This window comes from Mycobacterium sp. 852002-10029_SCH5224772 (assembly GCF_001667315.1).
Classification (GTDB): Bacteria; Actinomycetota; Actinomycetes; order Mycobacteriales; family Mycobacteriaceae; genus Mycobacterium.
Window position 1 is genome coordinate 19,084 of sequence record NZ_LZHT01000135.1, and the last position, 20,851, is coordinate 39,934.

Here is a 20,851-nt window from a genome sequence, read left to right on the forward strand (position 1 = left end):
ACACACCTGTAATTTGCCTCCCACAAGCACCACGAGTCACTCGTGTCGCGCTAGTCCCAAACCGGCAATAATTCGCCTCTCCCCCGGCACGCCGCCGAAGGGGCCTCATTAATGAACGGCAATCACACCCAACTTGCGTTGCCGGCTTTGACCAGCCCCGATGCCACCGATCCGGTGACCTCTTCGGCGGTGATGGCCATCAACAGATGATCGCGCCAGGCCTTGTCGACTTCCAGGTAGCGCTGCAACACGCCCTCCTGGCGAAACCCCACCTTTGCCAACACGGCCCGGCTCGCGGCGTTTTCCGGGCGCACGGTGGCCTCGACCCGGTGCAACATGACCGGCCCGAAGCAGTGATCGAGCCCCAGGGCCAGGGCCGCGGTCGCCACCCCGCCGCCGGTGGCCGACCGCGGCACCCAGTAGCCGATCCACGCCGACCGCAACGCCCCGTGCGTGACGTTGCCGACAGTCAGCTGGCCGCAGAACCGCCCGTCGAGTTCGATGACGTAGGGCAGCATGCGACCCTGCCGGGCCTCGGCCCGCAGCCCGGAGCACAGCGCCGGCCAGGCGGCCACGGCATGCCGGACCGTCCAGTCGCCCTCGGCGCTGGGCTCCCACGGCTCCAGATGCGCGCGGTCGGTCAGCCGGATCCGGCTCCACTGCGCGCCGTCGCGCAGCCGCACCGCCCGCAGCCGGACCACACCCGCCGGAACCCGCAGCGGTCCAACGCTCATGGGCCAACCCGGATGACGAGAAGTGGAGCGCAACAGGTTCACCGTGGGTGCAGTCGTTCCGCTCAGCCGCGCTGAGCCAAGAAGGCGACGTCGACGATCTCGCCGGTGCGGATCTGCTCGGCGCCGCTGGGCACCACCACCAGACAGTTGGCCTCGGCCAGGGTGGCCAACAGGTGCGATGACGCGCCCGGGGCGCCGCCGAGTGCCTGCACCAGATACTCCCCGCTCTCCTGGTCGCGCATCAGCTGGCCGCGCAGGTAGCCCTTGCGCCCGGCGACCGACGTGATCGGCGACAGGGTGCGCGCCTGCACGATACGGCGCATCGGTTGGCGCTTGCCCAGCGACAACCGGATCAGCGGGCGCACCATCACCTCGAAGACCACCAGCGCGCTCACCGGGTTGGCCGGCAACAAAAACGTCGGAACGCCCTCGCGGCCCAGCTGCCCGAAGCCCTGGACGGAACCGGGATGCATCGCGACCCGCACCACTTCTATCTCCCCGAGTTCGGAGAGAACCGAGCGCACCGCTTCGGCCGCGGCGCCGCCGACAGCACCGGCGACGACGATGACCTCGGCGCGATTGATCTGGCCCTCGATGACGTCGCGCAGCTCCCTGGGGCCGCCGCTGACGATCCCGACGCGGTTGACCTCGGCACCGGCATCACGGGCCGCCGCCGCCAGCGCATAGGAGTTGACGTCGTAGACCTGGCCGTTTCCCGGGGTACGGGAAATGTCGACCAATTCGCCGCCCAGCGCCATGACCGTGACCCGCGGCCGCGGATGGACCAACACGCGTTCGCGGCCGACCGCGGCCAGCAGTCCGACCTGGGCCGCGCCGATCACCGTTCCGGCACGCACCGCGACGTCACCGGGCTGGACGTCGTCGCCGGCACGCCGTACGTAGGCCCCCGACGGCGCCCCCCGGTAGATCCGCACCCGCGACGTTCCGCCGTCGGTCCAGCGCATCGGCAGGACCGCATCGGACAGCGTGGGCAGTGGGGCTCCGGTCTGCACGCGGACGGCCTGGCGCGGCTGCAAGCGGCTCGGCGTGCGGGAACCGGCCTCGACCGTTCCCATCACCGGCAGCACCAGCCCGTCGCGCGCGTCGTTCTCGGGTGAGTCGTCGATCGGCTCGGGAAGGCTATCGCTGCCCACCTCGCCGACGCCCAGCACATCGACGCTGCGCACCGCGTAGCCGTCGATCGCGGCCTGATCGAAACCGGGCATCGGGCGTTCGGTGACCACCTCCTCGGCGCACATCAAGCCTTGCGCCTCGGCGATCGCCACACGTATCGGCCGCGGCGCCACCGCGGCAGCCGTGATCCGGGCCTGCTGCTCTTCCACAGAACGCACAGCGCGCCTCTCTGCCCTCAATGCCCTGACGGGCGCCGCCCTCAATGCCCTGACGGGCGGGCGGCCCGCCGGCCGGGTTACCGCCGGGCTACTGCTCGGCCAGGCCTAATCGCGACACCAACCATTGCCGCAAATCCGGGCCGTAGTCGTCACGATCCAATGCAAAGTCAACCGCAGCCTTGAGGTAGCCGCCAGGATTTCCCAAGTCGTGTCGAGATCCGCGATGCACGACCACATGAACCGGGTGGCCCTCCGAGATCAGCAGCGCGATCCCGTCGGTGAGTTGGACTTCGCCGCCGGCGCCGCGCTCGATGCGGCGCAATGCGTCGAAGATGGCGCGGTCGAGCACGTATCGTCCCGCCGCGGCGAACAGCGACGGCGCCTCCTCGGCCTTGGGCTTTTCGACCATGCTCTTGACCCGGAGCACGTCGGGATTGTCGTCGTCGGGCACCGGCTCGACGTCGAAAACGCCGTAGGCGCCGACCTCTTCGGGAGTCACCTCGATGGCACACAACACGGTGCCGCCGTAGTGGGCCCGCACCTTGGACATCGTCCCCAGCACGCCCGTCGGCAACACCAGGTCATCGGGCAGCAGCACCGCGATTGCGTCCTCGTCGTCGGACAGCCGCGATTCCACGCACCCGATCGCGTGGCCCAACCCCAGCGGTTCGCTCTGCACGACGGACTCGACCTTGATCAGCCGCGGCGCGCGGCGGACCTTGTCGAGCATCGCCGTTTTGCCGCGCTCCTCCAAAGTGCTTTCCAGCACCAGGTCTTCGACGAAATGCGCGACGACGCCGTCCTTGCCCTCGGACGTGATGATCACCAAGCGCTCGGCACCGGCTTCGGCCGCCTCGGCGGCGACCAGCTCTATGCCCGGGGTATCGACGACTGGCAGCAGTTCCTTCGGGACCGTTTTGGTCGCCGGCAAGAAGCGGGTACCGAGACCGGCGGCGGGCACAACAGCCGTGCGTGGCACCACCACGTTTGGGCATGACATCGTTCACACGATAACCCGCATCCTCTTTGCCGAGTCGATGTGGCGCGGGCAAAGTCCTGGCTGTCATGGTTGACGCATGGCGACCACGGGCAAGGCCGCGTTGCGCGAACAGCTACTGGCGGCCCGGCGCCGCGTTGCCGACGACGTTCGGGCCGCTGAAGCGCAGCTGTTGCGGGAAAAGCTGGAAGCCCTGGAAAACAGGATGACCAGCGACAGCACGGTCTGCGCCTACGTGCCGGTGGGCACCGAGCCGGGGTCGATCGAGCTGCTGAACATGTTGCTGCACCGCGCCGGGCGGGTGCTGTTGCCGGTTGCGCGCACCACCGCCGACAACACGCCGCTGCCGCTGTCGTGGGGCGAATACCGGCCCGGCACGCTGACCACCGGCCGGTGGGGATTGCTCGAGCCCCCGCAGCCCTGGCTGCCGGCGTCGGCCCTGGCAGAGGCGGGCCTGGTGCTGGTACCGGCGCTGGCGGTGGACCGCGGCGGTGTGCGGCTGGGCCGGGGCCGGGGTTTCTACGATCGCTCGTTGGGCGGCCGCGACCCCCGAGCGCCGCTGGTCGCGGTGGTCCGCGACGCGGAATTGCTCGATGAGATCCCGGCCGCTCCGCACGACGTTCCCATGACCCACGCGCTCACGCCGCAGGGAGGATTAATCGCCCTCGATCCGCATTGAGACATGGGGAATGAGACGGGTCACGTGGCGGTTCTAGCACTTGAGACGCTAGAGTGCTAACCAAGGTTTGCAATCATCCGGAGGTATTCGTGCCGACTTACAGCTATCAGTGCACCGAGTGCGACGATCGCTTCGACATCGTGCAGGCCTTCACCGACGACGCGCTGACCACCTGCGAACGCTGCTCCGGTCGACTGCGCAAGCGCTTCAACTCCGTGGGTGTGGTGTTCAAGGGCAGCGGCTTCTACCGCACCGACAGCCGCGAGTCCGGCAAGAAGTCGAGCACCTCCACCAATGGCTCCTCGTCGAGCGATTCGGGATCGAGCTCGGGTTCGAGCGAAAAGTCCAGTTCCAGTGACAAGTCCGGCTCGGGTGAGAAGTCGAGCAGCAGCTCCACGCCGTCCACCGCCGCCGCCACCAACTGAGGGTTATCCACACGGGCGCCGCTGAGCGTCGGCCCGAGCACCGCGTTGCGCCTAGCGTTGCGGCGTGGGCGAATCATCGCTGAACCCAAGCGTATTGACCCGGCTGTCGCTGTGGTTGCGACCGGACTGGAGCCGTACGGTGCTGGCGCGCCGTGTCGCCGCGGGCGGGCTCGTCGTGCTGGCCGGGATCGCGACGCTGCGGTCCAATCCCGACGGTGACTACGCGCAGGTGGTGGTCGCCGAGCATGACCTGCGGCCCGGTGCCGCGTTGACCGCCACCGATGTCCGACTCGAAAAGCGTTTGGCCTCAACGGTTCCCGACGGGGCCCGAGGCGACGTGGGCGCCGTGGTGGGTTCGACGCTGGCCGGCCCGACCAGACGCGGCGAGGTGCTGACCGACGTCCGGTTACTGGGCGGCCGGCTGGCCGAGGCCGCACTCGGATCCAAGGCGGGACCCGGCGCCCGCATCGTGCCGCTGCACCTGGCGGACGGCGCCCTGATCGACCTTGTTCGCGTCGGGGACGTGGTCGATGTACTGGCCGCACCGGCGACGGGCTCGCCGGAAAGCGCCCACGCCGCCGCCCCCAAGGTGGTGGCCACCGACGCCGTCGTGGTGCTCGTGTCGGCCAAGGAAAAGCTCCAGGTCGCCGACGGCGACCGCGTGGTGTTGGTTGCGCTGCCGGCTCGCGTGGCGAACACCGTGGCGGGCTCGGCACTGGGTCAAGCGGTGACGCTCACCCTGCACTGAGTGCGTCGCCGCAGCACCGCACCCCCAATGCGCTGGGTCAGGCGGCCGTCTGGACGCTGGCGCAGTATTTGCACTTGTGCGCGGCCTCCGGGATGTCGGACTTGCACTCCGCGCACGCCTTGGTCGCCGGTTCCTCACCGAACACGGTGACCCCACGGCGGGCCTGGATGTGCTTGTAAGGCACCACGATCATGAAATAGACGGCCGTCATGAAGACGACGAAATAGATGATCGCCGAGATGAACGATCCGATGTCGAGGAAGGTTGCCTTGCTGCCTGTGTCGCCGAGCTGCCAACCCAATCCGAACTTGGTACCGGGCTGCACAGCCGCGATCAGCGGGTTGATCACGCTGTCGGTGAAGGCCTTGACGAGGTTGGAGAAGGCCAGGGCTACGACCAGACCGATGGCCACGGTGATCACGTCACCGCGCATCACAAAGCTCTTGAATCCCTTTAACATGCGCACAACCTCCTGTAGCGCTATCTACCAGGGCAACGCGCTGCCGCCCCAGAAAACGCTATGCCAGGTTGTGCGCCAGCACACATTTTCCGGACGATTGGTCACGAAAGGTTGACCGCGTCGTGACTCGGCGACCAGACCCTCAATCGAGTCCCCTGCTCAACCGTGGTGTGGGGGCACGTTCTCCCGCAACCACTGCTCGTGCTCGTAGGCGTCGGGGTCGAGCCGGTCCGTCGATTCCTGAGCCGAAACCGATTCGTCGTCGGAACTGGAAGGCCTGGTCACAACTGACCCCGGTGCACGCGAATCAAATCTCCAGGCTCGACAACTGTCCAATGATCTGGGCCGCCAACGGATTCAGCGTCGCCATTCCGTCGCGCACCGCATAGCGGGAGCCGGCCAGGTTGACCACCAACGTACTGCCGGACACACCGGCCAGACCGCGCGACAATCCCGCATCGACGATGCCCGCGGACAGCCCCGAGCCGCGGATAGCCTCTGCGATACCAAGTATTTCGCGATCCAGGATCTCGCGGGTGGCCTCCGGGGTGACGTCGCGCGGGGTGACACCCGTCCCGCCGACCGAGACAACCAGGTCCACCCCACCGATCACGGCGGTGTTCAGCGCATTGCGGATCTCGATCTCGTCCGCGGCGACCGCGACCACACCGTCGACGACGAATCCCGCCTCGGTCAGCAGCTCGGTGACCAGCGGGCCGTTATGGTCCTCGTCCCCGTGGGCGGTGCGATCGTCGACCACTACGACCAGAGCCCGGCCAACTACCAATTCCGCACCCGTTTCCATGGGTGCAACCGTATATCCGAGCTCCGACAATCCCGTCGCCGAGGGTTCGTCCACTCTCACTACTGGTCCGCCTTTCCGAGAGTGACCGGCAAAGTCCGGCTGCCGCCGCCGGCGGGGTCGGAGAACGTCAGCGAGATCTTGTCGCCGGGCGCCCTCGAGCGCACCGCCGCCACCAGGGCGTCGGCGCTGTTGATCGGGCGGTCGTCGACCTTGGTGACGACCACGTTCTTGGGCACTCCGGCGGCCGCGGCCGCGCCACCCGCGACGACGTCGACAACCTTGGCGCCCGGGGTGCCCTTGTCGCTGGTCACCTGAACGCCGAGAGAGGCGTGCGACGCCTTGCCGGTAGCGATCAGCTCGTCGGCGATGCGCTTGGCCTGATCGACCGGTATCGCGAAGCCCAGACCGATCGAGCCGCTCTGGGCGTCCGGCGACTCGCCGCCCAGGGTGGCGATCGCCGAGTTGACGCCCACCAGCTGGCCGCTCATGTTGACCAGCGCGCCGCCGGAGTTACCGGGGTTGATCGCGGCATCGGTCTGAATCGCGTCCAGCACGGTGTTTTGATTGCCCGACTCGCCGGTCGTGGACACCGGCCGGTTCATCGCGCTGACGATCCCGGTGGTCACCGTGCCCGACAGGCCCAGCGGCGACCCGATCGCCACCACCGGCTGACCGACATGCAGGTCCGACGACGAGCCCAGCGAGATGGGCGTGAGCCCGGAGACGCCCTGCACGCGGATCACGGCGATGTCGCTGGTGGGGTCCGCGCCGACGATCGTAAACGGGGCAGTGCGACCGTCAGAGAAGGTCACCGTGGTCTTCGGCGTTGGGCCGCCCGGACCGCCCGGACCGCCGGGAGGCAGCGGAGCCCCGGGCGGACCCCCGGCAGCCTTCGGCGGTCCCGCTGCGGCCGCGACGACGTGGTTGTTGGTCAGAATCAGCCCGTCGGTCGACAAGATGATGCCGGAGCCCTCTTCGGACTGTCGCCCGATGTCGGTCTCCAGCATCACGACGCTGGGCACCACCTTGGAGGCGACCTGTTCGACGCTGCCCGCCGGCATGTTTGCGGCCGGGACGCTGGGCGCCGCCCCCACGATGCGCCCGCCCCCGTTGCCCGTCGCGTGGTTGCCGAGCTCGATGGCCGTCGCCGCTGCGCCGCCGATACCGGCCGACACCACCGCGATGGCCAACGCCCCGACGGTCAAAAGTCCTGCGCGAGAACGCTTTCGCGGTTCCGGCGCAGCGGGCATTCCGGGCAGCATGCCGGGAATCGGGCCCGCACCGGCGCCTCCGGGTATCGGGCCCGCCCCGGGGATCCGGCCCGGCCCGGTGTTGCTGAACGGTTCGTAGGGCGGACGGAACTGGGTCGGCTGCGACGGCTGGGACCGATAGCGCCAGTCAAACTGCTGGTTGTACGGCTGCTGTTGTCCCTGGGCATAGCCTGAGGACCCCGCATGGCTCGGGACGTGCGCAGTCTGATTCGGCGCGGGCGGGTATCCCGGCTGCTGCGGCGGTGGCGAATACCTCGGGTCATTCGTCATGTCGCTAAGTCGCTCTTCCTCTATCTCAGTGTTTGGGCAAGTCGACGGCTGGGCTCAACAGTAGCCGCAGACCTACCTTGCCCGCGCGGACTGAGAGTCCACTGAGATAACGTTCGCCGATTCCCGAGAGTTCGCCTCGTCGCCGGCCCCCGGCACGGTGGGATCGGTCGTGACGCCTACCTGGCCGGTTTGGGGCTCGGACGCGGAGTATGCCGCGGGCGGCAGCGGCCGCCCCGGCAGCAGCACATAGAAGGAGCTCCCCGGCGGCTGGCCGCCCGGGACGGTGTCCTCGACGCGCAGCAATCCGCCGTGGTTGAGCACGACCTTCTTGACGATCGCCAGCCCGAGACCGGACCCGGGCATGGCCCGTGCCGTCGTCGAACGATAGAACCGCTCGAACACCAGGCGACGCTCTTGCGGTGGAATGCCGGGCCCGTGGTCGGCGACCACCAGTTCCGCGTGTGAGGCGTCGAGTTGTCGCATGGTGACACCGACGTGGCCGCCGGGCGGGCTCCACTTGGCCGCGTTGTCCAACAGGTTCAGGACCGCACGCGAGAGCCCGGCCGCATCGCCATACATCTGCCACGGCGTCACGTCCACGTCGAAGTGAATATCGTTGCGGCGCCGCCTGACTCGCTCCAGGCTGCGATCGACCACATCGGACATGTCGACCGGCTCGTGCACCACCTGGCCGGCGTCGTCGCGGGTGAGGTCCACCAAATCCCCTACCAGAGTGGACAATTCTTCGATCTGCGCCAGCACGTCGGCGCGCAGCTCGACCATCTCCTGTTCGGGTAGCCGCGGCGCTCCCGGTTCCATCGACGCCATGAGCAGCTCGACGTTGGTCCGCAGCGAGGTCAGCGGGGTGCGCAGTTCATGCCCGGCGTCGGTGACCAGCCGCGCCTGCCGCTCCCGCGACTCGGCGAGCGCGCGCAGCATCAGGTTGAACGACTCGGTGAGCCGGGCCAACTCATCGCTGCCGAACACGGGGATGGGTCGCAGGTCATCGGTGCGCGCCACCCGCTCGGCCGCCTCGGTCAGGCGGGCCACGGGGCGCAGCCCGGCGCGCGTGACCATGCCGCCCGCGACCGCGGCGACGGCCACCCCGACGCCGCCGACGATCAGCAGCACCCACCGCAGCTTGTTCATCACCGCCTCGGTCGGCTTGAGGCTCTTGGAGATCAGCAACGAGGTGCCGTTCTGCAGGTGCACGGCGAGGATCCGTTGATCGCCGGCGGTACGCCGCGACATGAACAGATCGCCGTGGATGACCGCCTTTTCCGGCGCACCGACGGGCAGGGTCTGACCCGGCTGCTGGGCGGTGTAGATCGCGTGGCCCGGGTTCACCAGGATCGCGTTGACGTCCGAATAGGCGGTGCCTTCGATCGCTTTGCCGGGGTCCGCGGCCAGTGAACCGCTCGCGATCAACAGTTGCGCCCGGCTTTGCAGCTGGTTGTCGATGTCGCTGTAGAGCGCCGCCGAAATGACGGCGTAGACCGCGAAGGCCATCAGCACCACGACCATGGCGACCATCGACATCGCCAGCAGCATGACCCGCCACCGCAACGACAGCGACGGGGTGGCGCGCAGCGGTGGGCGCATGGGTGGGCGCTGAGGCCGGTGGAACTTGATCATTGGAATTGCATCGTCACGGTGGTGTCTCCCGAAGGACGTAACCCACCCCGCGCACCGTGTGGATCAGCCGGGACTCACCATCGGCTTCGGTCTTGCGGCGCAGATAGCCGACGTAGACCTCCAGCGCATTGCCCGAGGTGGGGAAGTCGAATCCCCATACCTCCTCGAGGATGCGGCTGCGGGTGAGTACGCGGCGCGGATTGGCGATCAGCATTTCGAGCAACGCGAATTCGGTGCGCGTCAAGCTGATTCGACGCTCGCCGCGGGTGACCTCGCGGGTCACCGGGTCCAGGGTGAGGTCGGAGAACGTCATCGCCACCGATTCGGCGTCATCCTCCGGCTTGGTCCGGCGCAGCAGCGCCCGCATCCGGGCCAACAGCTCTTCCAGGGCGAACGGCTTCGGCAGATAGTCGTCGGCGCCGGCGTCCAGCCCGGCGACCCGCTCGGAGACCGAATCGCGCGCGGTGAGCACCAGGATCGGCAGATCGTCACCGGTGCTGCGGAGCTGACGGCACACCTCGAGGCCATCCAACCGCGGCATCATCACATCCAGGACGAGCGCGTCGGGGCGATCGCTGGCGATCAGTTCGAGGGCTTCGACTCCGTCATGGGCCAACTCGACCGAGTAGCCGTTGAAGGACAATGACCTGCGCAGCGACTCGCGCACCGCGCGATCGTCGTCGACGACCAGTATTCGCACGACCCCTAGTTTCGTCGCACCGCCTGAGACTGACCTGAGAGGCGCGCCGGTGAGGCGCTTAGCGGGGGTCGCAAACGCGGCGAAGCCGGGTGCAGCGGGCCGCCGCCATCAGGTCAGCGGCGGTCGCAAACGCGGCGAAGCCGGGTGCAGCGGGCCGCCGCCAACGGGTCAGCGGCGGTCGAGGTCGATCAGACCGAGGCGGGCCGCCTTGAGCAGCCTGCGCGGCACTTTGTGCCGCTGACCTGCGACCGTGACACCGACGAGTTCGGTCTTCTCGGCCTTCCACTGCGCGCGCCGGCTACGGGTGTTCGCGCGCGACATTCTGCGCTTGGGTACGGCCATGGTCGGGCCTAACTCCTCAATGTGGCTTGCGGTTCGGCATGTCGCGCGGCGTGGCCGAGGAGGCCGAACGGGCGACGATCGCGTATCAGGATAGTCGCTGGTCCGCTCGTCGCCAAAACGGACGGAAGCCACGCGCTCCACGGAGGGATTGGCCCTGGGGCACCCGCAACGAAGTGGGATCCTTGACGTGACACCCGCGGTACCCGTTAACCTACCGGTTGGTTGGTGGGTCTCACCGGTGAATCCCTGAATGGAGGACAGGCATGGCCTCTGCTTCCGGTGCTTACGTCCGGATCGCGAACTGCTCCGGGTTCTACGGCGACCGGCTCTCGGCCATGCGCGAAATGCTCACCGGCGGCGAGGTCGACTACCTGACCGGCGACTACCTGGCCGAACTGACCATGCTGATCCTGGGCCGGGACCGGATGAAGCACCCCGAGCGCGGCTACGCCAAGACCTTCCTGACACAGCTCGAGGACTGCCTGGGCGAGGCCCGCGACCGCGGCGTCCGCATCGTGGCCAACGCCGGCGGCCTCAACCCGGCCGGCCTGGCCGACGCGATCCGCGCCCTGGCCGAGCGCCTGGGTATCGACGCCCGGATCGCCCACGTGGAAGGCGACGACCTGTTGCCGCGCGCCGCGGAACTGGGTCTGGGCAGCCCGCTGACCGCGAACGCCTACCTGGGCGCCTGGGGCATCGTCGACTGCCTGGGCGACGGCGCCGACGTCGTCGTCACCGGCCGGGTCACCGACGCCTCGGTGATCGTGGGAGCGGCCGCCGCGCACTTCGGCTGGGACCGCACCGACTACGACCAGCTCGCCGGCGCGGTGGTCGCCGGCCACGTCATCGAATGCGGTGTGCAGGCCACCGGCGGCAACTACTCCTTCTTTACGGAGGTCGCCGACCTCACCCACGCCGGTTTCCCCCTGGCCGAGGTCTACCCCGACGGATCCTCGGTGATCACCAAGCACCCCGGCACCGGCGGCCTGGTCAGCGTCGACACCGTCACCGCCCAGCTGCTCTACGAGATCACCGGGGCGCGCTACGCCAACCCCGACGTCACCGCCCGGATGGACACCATCGAGCTGTCGTCCGACGGCGCCGACCGGGTGTGCATCAGCGGTGTGCGCGGGGAAGCCCCGCCGCCCACCTACAAGGTGTCGCTGAACAGCATCGGCGGATTCCGCAACTCGATGACCTTCGTGCTCACCGGCCTGGACATCGAGGCCAAGGCCGACTTGGTGCGCCGCCAACTCGACGCCGCGCTCACCGTCAAGCCCGCCGAACTCGAGTGGACCCTGGCCCGCACCGACCACCCCGACGCCGACACCGAAGAAGCGGCCAGCGCCCTGCTGCACTGCGTCGTGCGTGACCCCGACCCCGCCAACGTCGGACGCCAATTCTCCTCGGCCGCGGTCGAATTGGCGCTCGCCAGCTATCCGGGATTCCACGTCACCGCCCCGCCGGGGGACGGCCAGGTCTACGGCGTGTTCACCCCCGGCTACGTCGACGCCGATCAGGTACCCCACGTCGCGGTGCACGCCGATGGAACCCGAACCGACATCCCTTGTGCCACCGATACTTTGTCGTTGGCTCCGGCCGATCCCCCGCCGCTGCCCGAGCCGCTCCCGGACGGTCCGGTGCGCAGGGCGCCGCTGGGCCGCATCGCCGGGGCCCGCAGCGGCGACAAGGGCGGCTCCGCCAATGTCGGGGTCTGGGTCCGCACCGACGAGCAATGGCGATGGCTGGCCCACACGCTGACCGTCGACCGGCTCAAGGAACTGCTGCCCGAGGCTGCGGACTTCGATGTCGTCCGCCACCTGTTGCCGAATCTGCGGGCGGTCAACTTCGTCATCGACGGCATCCTCGGCCAGGGCGTCGCCTACCAGGCCCGATTCGATCCTCAAGCCAAAGGGCTGGGCGAATGGCTGCGCAGCCGCCACCTCGACATCCCGGAGAGTCTCTTGTCATGAACCTTTGGACCACGCCCGAGCGCGAGCAGCTGCGAAAGACGGTGCGCTCCTTTGCCGAACGCGAAATTCTGCCTCACGTCGACGAGTGGGAACGCAGCGGCGAGCTTCCACGCGAATTGCACCGCAGCGCCGGGGCCGCCGGGCTGCTGGGCGCGAACTTCCCCGAATCGGCCGGCGGCGGGGGCGGCGACGGCGCCGACGCGGTCGTCATCTGCGAGGAGATGCATCAGGCCGGAGCCCCGGGGGGCGTGTTCGCGTCGCTGTTCACGTGCGGCATCGCGGTGCCGCACATGATTGCCTCCGGCGATGCCCGGCTGATCGAGGAATTCGTCCGGCCGACGCTGGCCGGCGACAAGATCGGGTCGCTGGCCATCACCGAGCCCGGCGGCGGTTCCGACGTCGGGCACCTGCGGACCGCGGCCATGCGGGACGGTGACCACTACATCGTCAACGGCGCCAAGACCTACATCACCTCCGGGGTGCGCGCCGACTACGTCGTCACGGCGGCCCGCACCGGAGGCCCTGGCGCAGGCGGGGTTTCGCTGCTGGTGGTCGAAAAGGGCACGCCCGGTTTCGAGGTGACGCGCAAGCTGGACAAGATGGGCTGGCGATCCTCGGACACCGCCGAGCTCTCCTACACCGACGTCCGGGTGCCGGTGGCCAACCTGGTCGGCGCCGAGAACAGCGGGTTCGCCCAGATCGCCCAGGCCTTCGTCGCCGAGCGCATCGGCCTTGCCGCGCAAGCATATTCGAGCGCGCAGCGCTGCCTCGACCTGACGGTGCAATGGTGCCGCGATCGCGAGACGTTCGGCCGCCCGCTGATCTCGCGGCAATCGGTGCAGAATACGCTCGCCGAGATGGCCCGCCGCATCGACGTTGCCCGCGTCTACTCGCGCAGCGTGGTGGAACGACAGCTCGCCGGTGAGACGAACCTGATTCCGCAGGTGTGCTTCGCCAAGAACACCGCCGTCGAAGCCGGCGAATGGGTCGCGAACCAAGCCGTCCAGTTGTTCGGCGGCATGGGCTATATGGCCGAATCCGAGGTCGAACGCCAATACCGGGACATGAGGATCCTGGGCATCGGCGGCGGAACCACCGAAATCCTGACCGCCCTGTCCGCCAAACTCCTGGGATTCCAATCATGATCACACCGCCTCCTTCTCATCGCGTCGCTCCGCATCGTCGGCGGTGGTCATGACCGTGCTGCAGTCCACGCTCAACCGCGACGACGCCGTGTTCACCGAGGCGGCGTCGGCGGCGATCACGAAACTCGACGAGATCGACACCGAGCTGGCCAATGCGCTGGCGGGCGGCGGGGCCAAATACGTGGAGCGCCACCATGACCGCGGCAAGCTGACCGCGCGTGAACGCATCGAGCTGCTGGTCGACGCGGACTCGCCGTTCCTCGAGCTGAGCCCGCTGGCGGCCTGGGGCAGCGCCTTCAAGGTCGGTGCCAGCACCGTGACCGGCATCGGTGTGGTGGAAGGCGTCGAATGCATGATCGTCGCCAATGACCCGACGGTCAAAGGCGGCACCAGCAACCCATGGACCCTGAAGAAGATCCTGCGGGCCAACCAGATCGCCTTCGAGAACCGGCTTCCGGTGATCTCGCTGGTGGAATCCGGCGGCGCGGACCTGCCGACCCAGAAGGAGATCTTCATCCCCGGCGGCCGGATGTTCCGCGACCTGACCCGGCTCTCGGCGGCCGGGATCCCCACCATCGCGTTGGTATTCGGTAACTCCACCGCGGGCGGCGCCTACGTCCCCGGGATGTCCGATCACGTGGTGATGATCAAGGAACGTTCCAAGGTGTTCCTCGCCGGTCCCCCACTGGTGAAAATGGCCACCGGTGAGGAATCCGACGACGAATCGCTGGGTGGCGCCGAAATGCACGCCCGCGTCTCGGGTTTGGCCGACTACTTCGCCGTCGACGAACCCGATGCCATCCGGATCGGCCGCCGCATCATTGCCCGGCTGAATTGGGTCAAGGAGGGACCGGAACCCAAGCCGGTCACCGAGCCGCTGTTCGACACGGAGGAGCTCATCGGCATCGTTCCCGCGGATCTGCGTATTCCGTTCGACCCCCGCGAAGTGATCGCTCGCATCGTCGACGGCTCCGAATTCGACGAATTCAAGCCCCTGTACGGGTCGTCGCTGGTGACGGGCTGGGCCCAGTTGCACGGCTATCCGATCGGGATCCTGGCCAACGCGCGCGGGGTGCTGTTCAGCGAGGAGTCGCAGAAGGCCACCCAGTTCATCCAGCTGGCCAACCGCTCCAACACGCCATTGCTGTTCCTGCACAACACCACCGGCTACATGGTGGGCAAGGACTACGAAGAGGGCGGGATGATCAAGCACGGCGCGATGATGATCAACGCCGTGTCCAATTCGTCGGTCCCGCACATCTCGCTGCTGATCGGCGCTTCCTACGGCGCGGGCCACTACGGCATGTGCGGCCGCGCCTATGACCCGCGCTTCCTCTTCGCGTGGCCGACGTCGAAGTCCGCGGTGATGGGCGCCGCGCAGCTCTCCGGGGTGCTGTCGATCGTGGCCCGCGCGGCCGCGGAAGCCCGCGGCCAGCAGGTCGACGAGGAGGCCGACGCGGCGATGCGGGCCGCGGTCGAAGGTCAGATCGAGGCCGAGTCGCTGCCGCTGATGTTGTCCGGAATGCTCTACGACGACGGGGTGATCGACCCGCGGGACACCCGCACAGTACTGGGAATGTGTTTGTCCGCCATCGCCAATGGCCCGATCAAGGGGACGTCGAACTTCGGCGTCTTCCGGATGTGAGCCCCATGGGAATCACTCGAGTCCTGGTTGCCAACCGCGGCGAAATCGCCCGCCGGGTGTTCGCCACCTGTCGACGGCTGGGCTTAAGCACCGTCGCCGTCTACACCGACCCGGACGCCGGCGCGCCACACGTCGCCGAGGCCGACGCACGGGTGCGGCTGGACAAGACCAACGACTACCTCAATGCCGAGGCCATCATCGCGGCTGCTCGCGCCGCGGGCGCCGACGCGATACACCCCGGCTACGGATTCCTCTCGGAGAACGCCGATTTCGCGGCCGCCGTCCAGGACGCCGGCCTGATCTGGGTCGGGCCTCCGGTGGACGCGGTGCGCGCGATGGGCTCCAAGATCGAGTCCAAGAAGCTGATGGCCGCCGCGGGCGTGCCCGTCCTCGATGAGCTCGACCCCGACAGCGTCACCCAGGCGCAGCTGCCGGTGCTGGTCAAGGCCTCCGCGGGCGGCGGTGGGCGCGGGATGCGCGTGGTGCGCGAATTATCGTCTCTTGCCGGCGAAGTCGCCGCGGCGCGCCGGGAAGCACAGTCCGCGTTCGGCGATCCGACTGTGTTCTGTGAGCGCTACCTGCCCACCGGCCACCACGTCGAGGTTCAGGTCCTCGCCGACGCCCACGGCACGGTATGGGCCGTCGGGGAACGCGAATGCTCGATACAGCGCCGCCACCAGAAGATCATCGAGGAGGCCCCCTCCCCTTTGGTGGAACGCACACCGGGCATGCGCGCCAAGCTGTTCGACGCGGCCCGGCTGGCCGCGGGTGCCATCGGCTACACCGGTGCGGGCACCGTGGAGTTCCTCGCCGACGATGACGGCGAGTTCTACTTCCTGGAGATGAACACCCGGCTGCAGGTCGAGCACCCGGTGACCGAAGAGACCACCGGACTCGACCTGGTCGAGCTGCAGCTAGCGGTGGCCGACGGCGCCCGGCTCGACGCTGAACCGCCTGTCGCCCATGGCCATTCGATCGAGGCGCGGCTCTACGCCGAGGATCCCGCACGGGGCTGGCAGCCGCAGGCCGGTGTGGTGCGCGCGTTCGAGGTGCCCTCGGTGCGGGCCGAGTTCGCCTCGCTGGGTGGGCGGACCGGAATCCGGCTGGATTCGGGGATCGTCGACGGATTCGCGGTGTCGATCCACTATGACCCGATGCTGGCCAAGGTCATCTCCTACGCCCCGACACGGCGGCAGGCGGCACTGGTCCTCGCCGATGCACTGGCCCGCGCCCGCGTGCACGGCGTGCGCACCAACCGGGACCTGCTGGTGAATGTGCTGCGACATCCCGCGTTCCTCGACGGCGCCACCGACACAGCGTTTTTCGACGCCCACGACCTGGCGCGCCTCGCAGCCCCGCTGGGCGACACCGCGGTGGTGCGACTGTCCGCCATCGCGGCCGCACTCGCCGACGCCGCGCACAACCGCGCCGTCGCCCCGGTCCTGGGCGCCGTTCCCAGCGGCTGGCGCAACCTACCGTCGGTCTATCAGGTCAGGGACTACCACGACGACGCGGGCGACGAGATCAAAGTTCAATACCGTTTCACCAGAACCGGTTTGGTGCTTCCTGATGACCCGTCCGTGCAGCTGGTGTCGGCCACGGCGAAAGCCGTCGTGCTGCGGGTTGACGGCGTCGACCACGGCTTCTCGGTGCGGCGCTACGATTCCGACGTCTACGTCGATTCCGCGCGCGGATCGGTGCACCTGATCGCGCAGCCGCGTTTCCCCGAGCCCGGTTCGACCGTCGAAAAGGGCTCGCTGGTGGCGCCGATGCCCGGCAGCGTCATCCGGCTCGGTGCCGCCATCGGCGAAACCGTCACCGCCGGCCAGCCCCTGATCTGGCTAGAGGCCATGAAGATGGAACACACCATCACCGCACCGGTCGACGGGACGCTCGCCGAGCTCAGCGTCAAAACCGGTCAGCAAGTCGAAGTGGGCGCCGTGCTGGCAAGAGTGGAAGCGCCCCAATCTGAAGGAGATTCCCAGTGACCGACAGCAGCTTCATAGAGAACGAAGAACGCCAGGCTCTGCGCAAGGCCGTAGCCGAGTGGGCGTCCAACTACGGCAGCGAGTACTACCTGAAGAAGGCGCGCGCGCACGAGCACACCGACGAATTATGGTCGGAGGCAGGGAAACTCGGCTTCCTCGGGGTTAACCTGCCCGAAGAGTATGGCGGAGGCGGCGCCGGAATGTACGAGCTGTCGCTGGTGATGGAGGAAATGGCGGCCGCCGGCAGCGCGCTGCTGCTGATGGTGGTCTCGCCCGCCATCAACGGCACGATCATCAGCAAGTTCGGCACCGAGGAGCAAAAGAAGCGCTGGATCCCCGGTATCGCCGACGGCACCCTGACGATGGCGTTCGCCATCACCGAGCCGGACGCCGGATCCAACTCGCACAAGATCACCACCACCGCCCGCCGCGACGGCAGCGACTGGGTCCTCAAGGGCCAGAAGGTGTTCATCTCCGGCATCGACCAGGCGCAGGCGGTGCTGGTGGTGGCCCGCACGGAGGAGGCCAAAACGGGCAAGCTGCGCCCCGCGCTGTTCGTGGTGCCCACCGATTCGCCGGGCTTCACCTCCACGCCCATCGAGATGGAACTGATCAGCCCCGAACGCCAATTCCAGGTCTTTCTCGACGACGTCCGCCTGCCCGGCGACGCGCTCGTCGGCGCCGAGGATGCCGCCATCGCACAGCTTTTCGCGGGGCTCAACCCCGAACGCATCATGGGCGCGGCCAGCTCTGTCGGGATGGGACGGTTCGCGCTCGATCGGGCCGCCGAGTACGTCAAGACCCGCCAGGTGTGGGGCACGCCGATCGGCTCGCACCAAGGCCTGTCACATCCGTTGGCGCAGTGCCACATCGAGGTCGAGCTGGCCAAGCTGATGATGCAGAAGGCCGCCACGCTGTATGACTCCGGCAACGACATGGCCGCGGCCGAGGCCGCGAACATGGCCAAATACGCTGCGGCCGAGGCCGCTACCCGGTCGGTGGACCAGGCGGTGCAGTCGATGGGCGGCAACGGGCTCACCAAGGAGTACGGCGTGGGCGCCATGCTGACCTCGGCCCGGCTGGGCCGCATCGCCCCGGTCAGCCGCGAGATGGTGCTGAACTTCGTCGCGCAGACATCGCTGGGCCTGCCGCGAAGCTACTGAGGGCCAGCCGATGGACACGCTCGTCGAATACGCCGGGCCCGCCGACACCGGTGGGCCGTATGCGCGGCTGACGCTGAATTCACCGCACAACCGCAACGCGCTGTCCACCACGCTGGTCAACCAGCTGCACCAGGGGCTGCGCGACGCCGCGTCGGATTCGGCGGTGCGCGCGGTGGTGCTCGGTCACACCGGGGGCACCTTCTGCGCCGGCGCGGATCTCAGCGAGGGCGGCGGGGGCAGCGGGTCGCCACCATCGGCACGTGGCGATCGCGAGGGCGGCGAAGCCGAGCGAAGCGGGTCGCCACCATCGGCACGTGGCGATCGCGAGGGCGGCGAAGCCGGGCGAAGCGGGTCGCCACCATCGGCATATGACGTGGCCGTCGCACGGGCCCGCGAGATGGCCGCGTTGATGCGGGCCATCGTCGCTTCACCACGGCCGGTGATCGCCGCCATCAATGGGCATGTCCGGGCCGGCGGTTTCGGCTTGGTGGGTGCCTGCGATATGGCGGTCGCCGGGCCGCGCAGCACGTTCGCGCTGACCGAGGCCCGCATCGGCGTCGCGCCGGCCATCATCTCGTTGACACTGCTGCCGAAGCTTTCGCCGCGGGCCGCGGCGCGCTACTACCTGACCGGCGAGACCTTCGACGCCGGCGAGGCGGCGGAGATCGGGCTGATCACCATGGCCGCCGAGGACGTCGACGCCGCGGTTGACAGACTCCTCGCCGATGTGGGTCGTGGTTCACCGCAAGGCCTCGCGGCCTCCAAGGCACTGACCACCGCCGCGGTCCTCGACGGGTTCGACCGCGATGCCGAACGGCTCGCCCAGGAGTCGGCGCGCCTTTTCGTCTCCGATGAAGCCCGTGAGGGCATGTTGGCGTTCCTCGAGAAGCGCCCGCCCGGCTGGACGAGTTAGCCACCGATTAGTTAGCCAGATGTCAAAGAGCGGGTCCGGCCGAACGGCCGGCGGCACGGCCCGGGCCGGCGCAAGGTTGCAGTTTAGCCAATCCTGTTGCAGCAAAACCTGGACGTCGTAGGCTCGTGGGTGATGAGCAACTCAACGCAACGGGATGCGGAGGACACACGCGGCGAACCGTCGCGCGCGGCCGATACCGATCGCATACAGACTGCGCAGTTGCTGGCGTACGCGGCCGAGCAGGGCCGCCTGCAGCTCAACGACTACGAAGACCGCTTGACCAGGGCGTATGCCGCGACGACGTATGAAGAACTGGATCGATTGCGGGCCGATCTGCCGAGCGCGCCGATCAGTCCGCGCCGCGGCGGCAAACCCAATCCGGCGCCGTCGACGCTGCTGCTGGCCCTGATGAGCGGCTTCGAGCGGCGGGGCCGATGGAACGTGCCGAAGAAGCTGACCACCTTCACCCTGTGCGGCAGCGGCGTGGTCGATTTGCGCTACGCCGACTTCACCTCGACCGAGGTCGAGATCCACGCGATGTCGATTATGGGCGTGCAGAATATTTTGCTGCCGCCCGAAGTCAACGTGGTGGTGCATGGCCGTGGCGTGATGGGAAACTTTGATCGCCGCGTCATCGGCCAGGGCACACCCGGAGCGCCCACGGTCCACGTTCACGGCTTCTCGCTCTGGGGCGGCGTGGGAATCGCACGCAAAGCCCGCAGACCGCGCGGGTAGCCGCCTCGCGGCAGCGGATGCGTCAGCCGGGCACGTAGTCGAAGGTGTCCGGGTTGGGGCCGTTGCGTCCGGACTCACCCTTGTTCAGCGCTGAGATCGCGTCCATGTCGGGGCCGTCCAAGTCAAAGTCGAACAACTCGAAGTTGGATTTGACCCGTTCCGGTGTCACCGATTTGGGAAAAACGATGTCGCCCCGCTGAATGTGCCAGCGCAACACCACTTGCGCCGCCGTCTTGCCACGGGCGTCGGCGATGCGGTTGATCACCGGGTCCTCGAGCACCTTGCCCTGGGCGAGGGGCGCCCACGCCTCGGTGGCGATGCCGTGCTCGCTTCCGTACGCCCGGACGTCGTCATTGCCGAAGTACGGATGCACCTCGATCTGGTTGACAGACGGGACGGTCTCGGTTTCGGCGGCGAGCCGATCCAGATGTGCGACTTGGAAATTCGACACACCGATGCTGCGGGCGCGTCCGTCGCGCGCGAACTCTTCGAAGACCTTCCACGTCGAGACGAAGTCACCGTTGTAGAGCGTGGGCAGCGGCCAGTGGATGAGGAACAGGTCGACGTAGTCGGAATCCAGTGCCTTCAGCGTTTGGTCGAAAGCGCGCCGCGCATCGTCGGGCTTGTGAAAGCCGTTGTTGAGCTTGCTGGTGATGAAGACCTCGCCGCGGTCCAGGCCGGCGTCGCGGATGCCTTGTCGGACTTCCTTTTCATTCCCGTACATCTCGGCGGTGTCGATATGCCGGTATCCGATTTCCAGCGCCGTCTTGACCGCCGATGCGGTCTTGTCGGGCTTGATCTGGAACACGCCGAAACCGAGTTGCGGGATGCCGACACCGTCATTGAGTTCAATGGTGGGAACCTGGCTCAC

21 protein-coding genes are annotated in these 20,851 nt (G+C 68.1%); 10 read left to right on the forward strand and 11 right to left on the reverse strand.

What is annotated here, in order from left to right:
* Positions 1 to 122: 122 nt before the first annotated feature.
* The 3 genes from A5775_RS23715 to A5775_RS23725 all read right to left on the reverse strand — a co-directional run bounded on the left by A5775_RS23715 (position 123) and on the right by A5775_RS23725 (position 3,086).
* Positions 123 to 776 (reverse strand): GNAT family N-acetyltransferase, encoded by a 654-nt coding sequence (locus tag A5775_RS23715; RefSeq protein ID WP_197512884.1) that lies wholly within the window; start codon positions 774 to 776, stop codon positions 123 to 125.
* 20 nt (positions 777 to 796) lie between these two features.
* Complete coding sequence (gene glp / locus A5775_RS23720) at positions 797 to 2,086, reverse strand: gephyrin-like molybdotransferase Glp (protein WP_067258097.1); 1,290 nt, start codon at positions 2,084 to 2,086, stop codon at positions 797 to 799.
* Between the two features lie 88 nt (positions 2,087 to 2,174).
* Entirely contained in the window at positions 2,175 to 3,086 is a 912-nt protein-coding gene (locus A5775_RS23725; protein ID WP_067258100.1) for a UTP--glucose-1-phosphate uridylyltransferase, read from the reverse strand.
* Between the two features lie 76 nt (positions 3,087 to 3,162).
* Here A5775_RS23725 and A5775_RS23730 point away from each other — a divergent pair, with 76 nt between their 5' ends.
* The 3 genes from A5775_RS23730 (at position 3,163) to A5775_RS23740 (ending at position 4,935) form a co-directional block, all read left to right on the forward strand.
* A complete protein-coding gene (locus A5775_RS23730; protein ID WP_067258103.1) occupies positions 3,163 to 3,762 on the forward strand; it encodes a 5-formyltetrahydrofolate cyclo-ligase in 600 nt (199 codons plus the stop codon).
* 89 nt (positions 3,763 to 3,851) lie between these two features.
* A complete protein-coding gene (locus A5775_RS23735; RefSeq protein WP_067258106.1) occupies positions 3,852 to 4,187 on the forward strand; it encodes an FmdB family zinc ribbon protein in 336 nt (111 codons plus the stop codon).
* A 64-nt stretch (positions 4,188 to 4,251) separates the two neighbouring features.
* Positions 4,252 to 4,935: an SAF domain-containing protein gene (locus tag A5775_RS23740; RefSeq protein ID WP_067258109.1), complete on the forward strand. Its 684-nt coding sequence runs from the start codon at positions 4,252 to 4,254 to the stop codon at positions 4,933 to 4,935.
* Between the two features lie 37 nt (positions 4,936 to 4,972).
* On the opposite strand, the gene A5775_RS23745 is transcribed toward A5775_RS23740, so the two are convergent.
* The 7 genes from A5775_RS23745 to rpmF all read right to left on the reverse strand — a co-directional run bounded on the left by A5775_RS23745 (position 4,973) and on the right by rpmF (position 10,418).
* Positions 4,973 to 5,395, reverse strand: a complete 423-nt coding sequence (locus A5775_RS23745; protein ID WP_067258112.1) for an MscL family protein — start codon at positions 5,393 to 5,395, stop codon at positions 4,973 to 4,975.
* Between the two features lie 159 nt (positions 5,396 to 5,554).
* Complete coding sequence (locus A5775_RS26095; protein WP_255362180.1) at positions 5,555 to 5,680, reverse strand: hypothetical protein; 126 nt, start codon at positions 5,678 to 5,680, stop codon at positions 5,555 to 5,557.
* 22 nt (positions 5,681 to 5,702) lie between these two features.
* Complete coding sequence (locus A5775_RS23750; protein WP_067126636.1) at positions 5,703 to 6,200, reverse strand: molybdenum cofactor biosynthesis protein B; 498 nt, start codon at positions 6,198 to 6,200, stop codon at positions 5,703 to 5,705.
* Between the two features lie 59 nt (positions 6,201 to 6,259).
* Entirely contained in the window at positions 6,260 to 7,741 is a 1,482-nt protein-coding gene (locus A5775_RS23755) for a S1C family serine protease (protein ID WP_067258115.1), read from the reverse strand.
* A 72-nt stretch (positions 7,742 to 7,813) separates the two neighbouring features.
* Positions 7,814 to 9,376, reverse strand: a complete 1,563-nt coding sequence (locus A5775_RS23760) for a HAMP domain-containing sensor histidine kinase (protein ID WP_067258120.1) — start codon at positions 9,374 to 9,376, stop codon at positions 7,814 to 7,816.
* Positions 9,377 to 9,389: 13 nt separating this feature from the next.
* Complete coding sequence (mprA, locus tag A5775_RS23765; RefSeq protein ID WP_067258123.1) at positions 9,390 to 10,076, reverse strand: two-component system response regulator MprA; 687 nt, start codon at positions 10,074 to 10,076, stop codon at positions 9,390 to 9,392.
* 168 nt (positions 10,077 to 10,244) lie between these two features.
* The gene (rpmF, locus tag A5775_RS23770) at positions 10,245 to 10,418 is read right to left on the reverse strand and encodes a 50S ribosomal protein L32 (RefSeq protein WP_003872812.1); all 174 of its coding nucleotides are present in this window, start codon (positions 10,416 to 10,418) and stop codon (positions 10,245 to 10,247) included.
* A 263-nt stretch (positions 10,419 to 10,681) separates the two neighbouring features.
* Here rpmF and A5775_RS23775 point away from each other — a divergent pair, with 263 nt between their 5' ends.
* The 7 genes from A5775_RS23775 to A5775_RS23805 all read left to right on the forward strand — a co-directional run bounded on the left by A5775_RS23775 (position 10,682) and on the right by A5775_RS23805 (position 19,980).
* The gene (locus tag A5775_RS23775) at positions 10,682 to 12,391 is read left to right on the forward strand and encodes an acyclic terpene utilization AtuA family protein (protein ID WP_067258126.1); all 1,710 of its coding nucleotides are present in this window, start codon (positions 10,682 to 10,684) and stop codon (positions 12,389 to 12,391) included.
* A complete protein-coding gene (locus tag A5775_RS23780) occupies positions 12,388 to 13,536 on the forward strand; it encodes an acyl-CoA dehydrogenase family protein (protein WP_067258129.1) in 1,149 nt (382 codons plus the stop codon). Before A5775_RS23775 ends, A5775_RS23780 begins: the two co-directional genes overlap by 4 nt.
* Positions 13,537 to 13,591: 55 nt before the next feature.
* Positions 13,592 to 15,181: an acyl-CoA carboxylase subunit beta gene (locus A5775_RS23785; RefSeq protein WP_156660835.1), complete on the forward strand. Its 1,590-nt coding sequence runs from the start codon at positions 13,592 to 13,594 to the stop codon at positions 15,179 to 15,181.
* Positions 15,182 to 15,186: 5 nt separating this feature from the next.
* Positions 15,187 to 17,169: a biotin carboxylase N-terminal domain-containing protein gene (locus tag A5775_RS23790; RefSeq protein ID WP_067258132.1), complete on the forward strand. Its 1,983-nt coding sequence runs from the start codon at positions 15,187 to 15,189 to the stop codon at positions 17,167 to 17,169.
* A complete protein-coding gene (locus A5775_RS23795; protein ID WP_067258136.1) occupies positions 17,166 to 18,332 on the forward strand; it encodes an acyl-CoA dehydrogenase family protein in 1,167 nt (388 codons plus the stop codon). The genes A5775_RS23790 and A5775_RS23795 overlap by 4 nt, the downstream gene beginning before the upstream one ends.
* Before the next feature lie 10 nt (positions 18,333 to 18,342).
* Complete coding sequence (locus A5775_RS23800; protein WP_067258147.1) at positions 18,343 to 19,245, forward strand: enoyl-CoA hydratase family protein; 903 nt, start codon at positions 18,343 to 18,345, stop codon at positions 19,243 to 19,245.
* Between the two features lie 132 nt (positions 19,246 to 19,377).
* Positions 19,378 to 19,980: a DUF1707 domain-containing protein gene (locus tag A5775_RS23805; RefSeq protein WP_067258151.1), complete on the forward strand. Its 603-nt coding sequence runs from the start codon at positions 19,378 to 19,380 to the stop codon at positions 19,978 to 19,980.
* A gap of 22 nt (positions 19,981 to 20,002) precedes the next feature.
* Here A5775_RS23805 and A5775_RS23810 read toward each other — a convergent pair whose 3' ends face one another.
* Entirely contained in the window at positions 20,003 to 20,851 is an 849-nt protein-coding gene (locus A5775_RS23810) for an aldo/keto reductase (protein WP_067258154.1), read from the reverse strand.

What these genes read in the sequence shown, in the direction of transcription:
- rpmF (WP_003872812.1), bottom strand. Translation starts at nt 10,418, where the DNA reads ATGGCCGTACCCAAGCGCAGAATGTCGCGCGCGAACACCCGTAGCCGG.
- A5775_RS23725 (WP_067258100.1), bottom strand. Translation starts at nt 3,086, where the DNA reads ATGTCATGCCCAAACGTGGTGGTGCCACGCACGGCTGTTGTGCCCGCC.
- A5775_RS23730 (WP_067258103.1), top strand. Translation starts at nt 3,163, where the DNA reads ATGGCGACCACGGGCAAGGCCGCGTTGCGCGAACAGCTACTGGCGGCC.
- A5775_RS23745 (WP_067258112.1), bottom strand. Translation starts at nt 5,395, where the DNA reads ATGTTAAAGGGATTCAAGAGCTTTGTGATGCGCGGTGACGTGATCACC.
- A5775_RS23790 (WP_067258132.1), top strand. Translation starts at nt 15,187, where the DNA reads ATGGGAATCACTCGAGTCCTGGTTGCCAACCGCGGCGAAATCGCCCGC.
- A5775_RS23805 (WP_067258151.1), top strand. Translation starts at nt 19,378, where the DNA reads ATGAGCAACTCAACGCAACGGGATGCGGAGGACACACGCGGCGAACCG.
- A5775_RS23760 (WP_067258120.1), bottom strand. Translation starts at nt 9,376, where the DNA reads ATGATCAAGTTCCACCGGCCTCAGCGCCCACCCATGCGCCCACCGCTG.
- A5775_RS23755 (WP_067258115.1), bottom strand. Translation starts at nt 7,741, where the DNA reads ATGACGAATGACCCGAGGTATTCGCCACCGCCGCAGCAGCCGGGATAC.
- A5775_RS23800 (WP_067258147.1), top strand. Translation starts at nt 18,343, where the DNA reads ATGGACACGCTCGTCGAATACGCCGGGCCCGCCGACACCGGTGGGCCG.
- A5775_RS23775 (WP_067258126.1), top strand. Translation starts at nt 10,682, where the DNA reads ATGGCCTCTGCTTCCGGTGCTTACGTCCGGATCGCGAACTGCTCCGGG.
- A5775_RS23780 (WP_067258129.1), top strand. Translation starts at nt 12,388, where the DNA reads ATGAACCTTTGGACCACGCCCGAGCGCGAGCAGCTGCGAAAGACGGTG.
- A5775_RS23750 (WP_067126636.1), bottom strand. Translation starts at nt 6,200, where the DNA reads ATGGAAACGGGTGCGGAATTGGTAGTTGGCCGGGCTCTGGTCGTAGTG.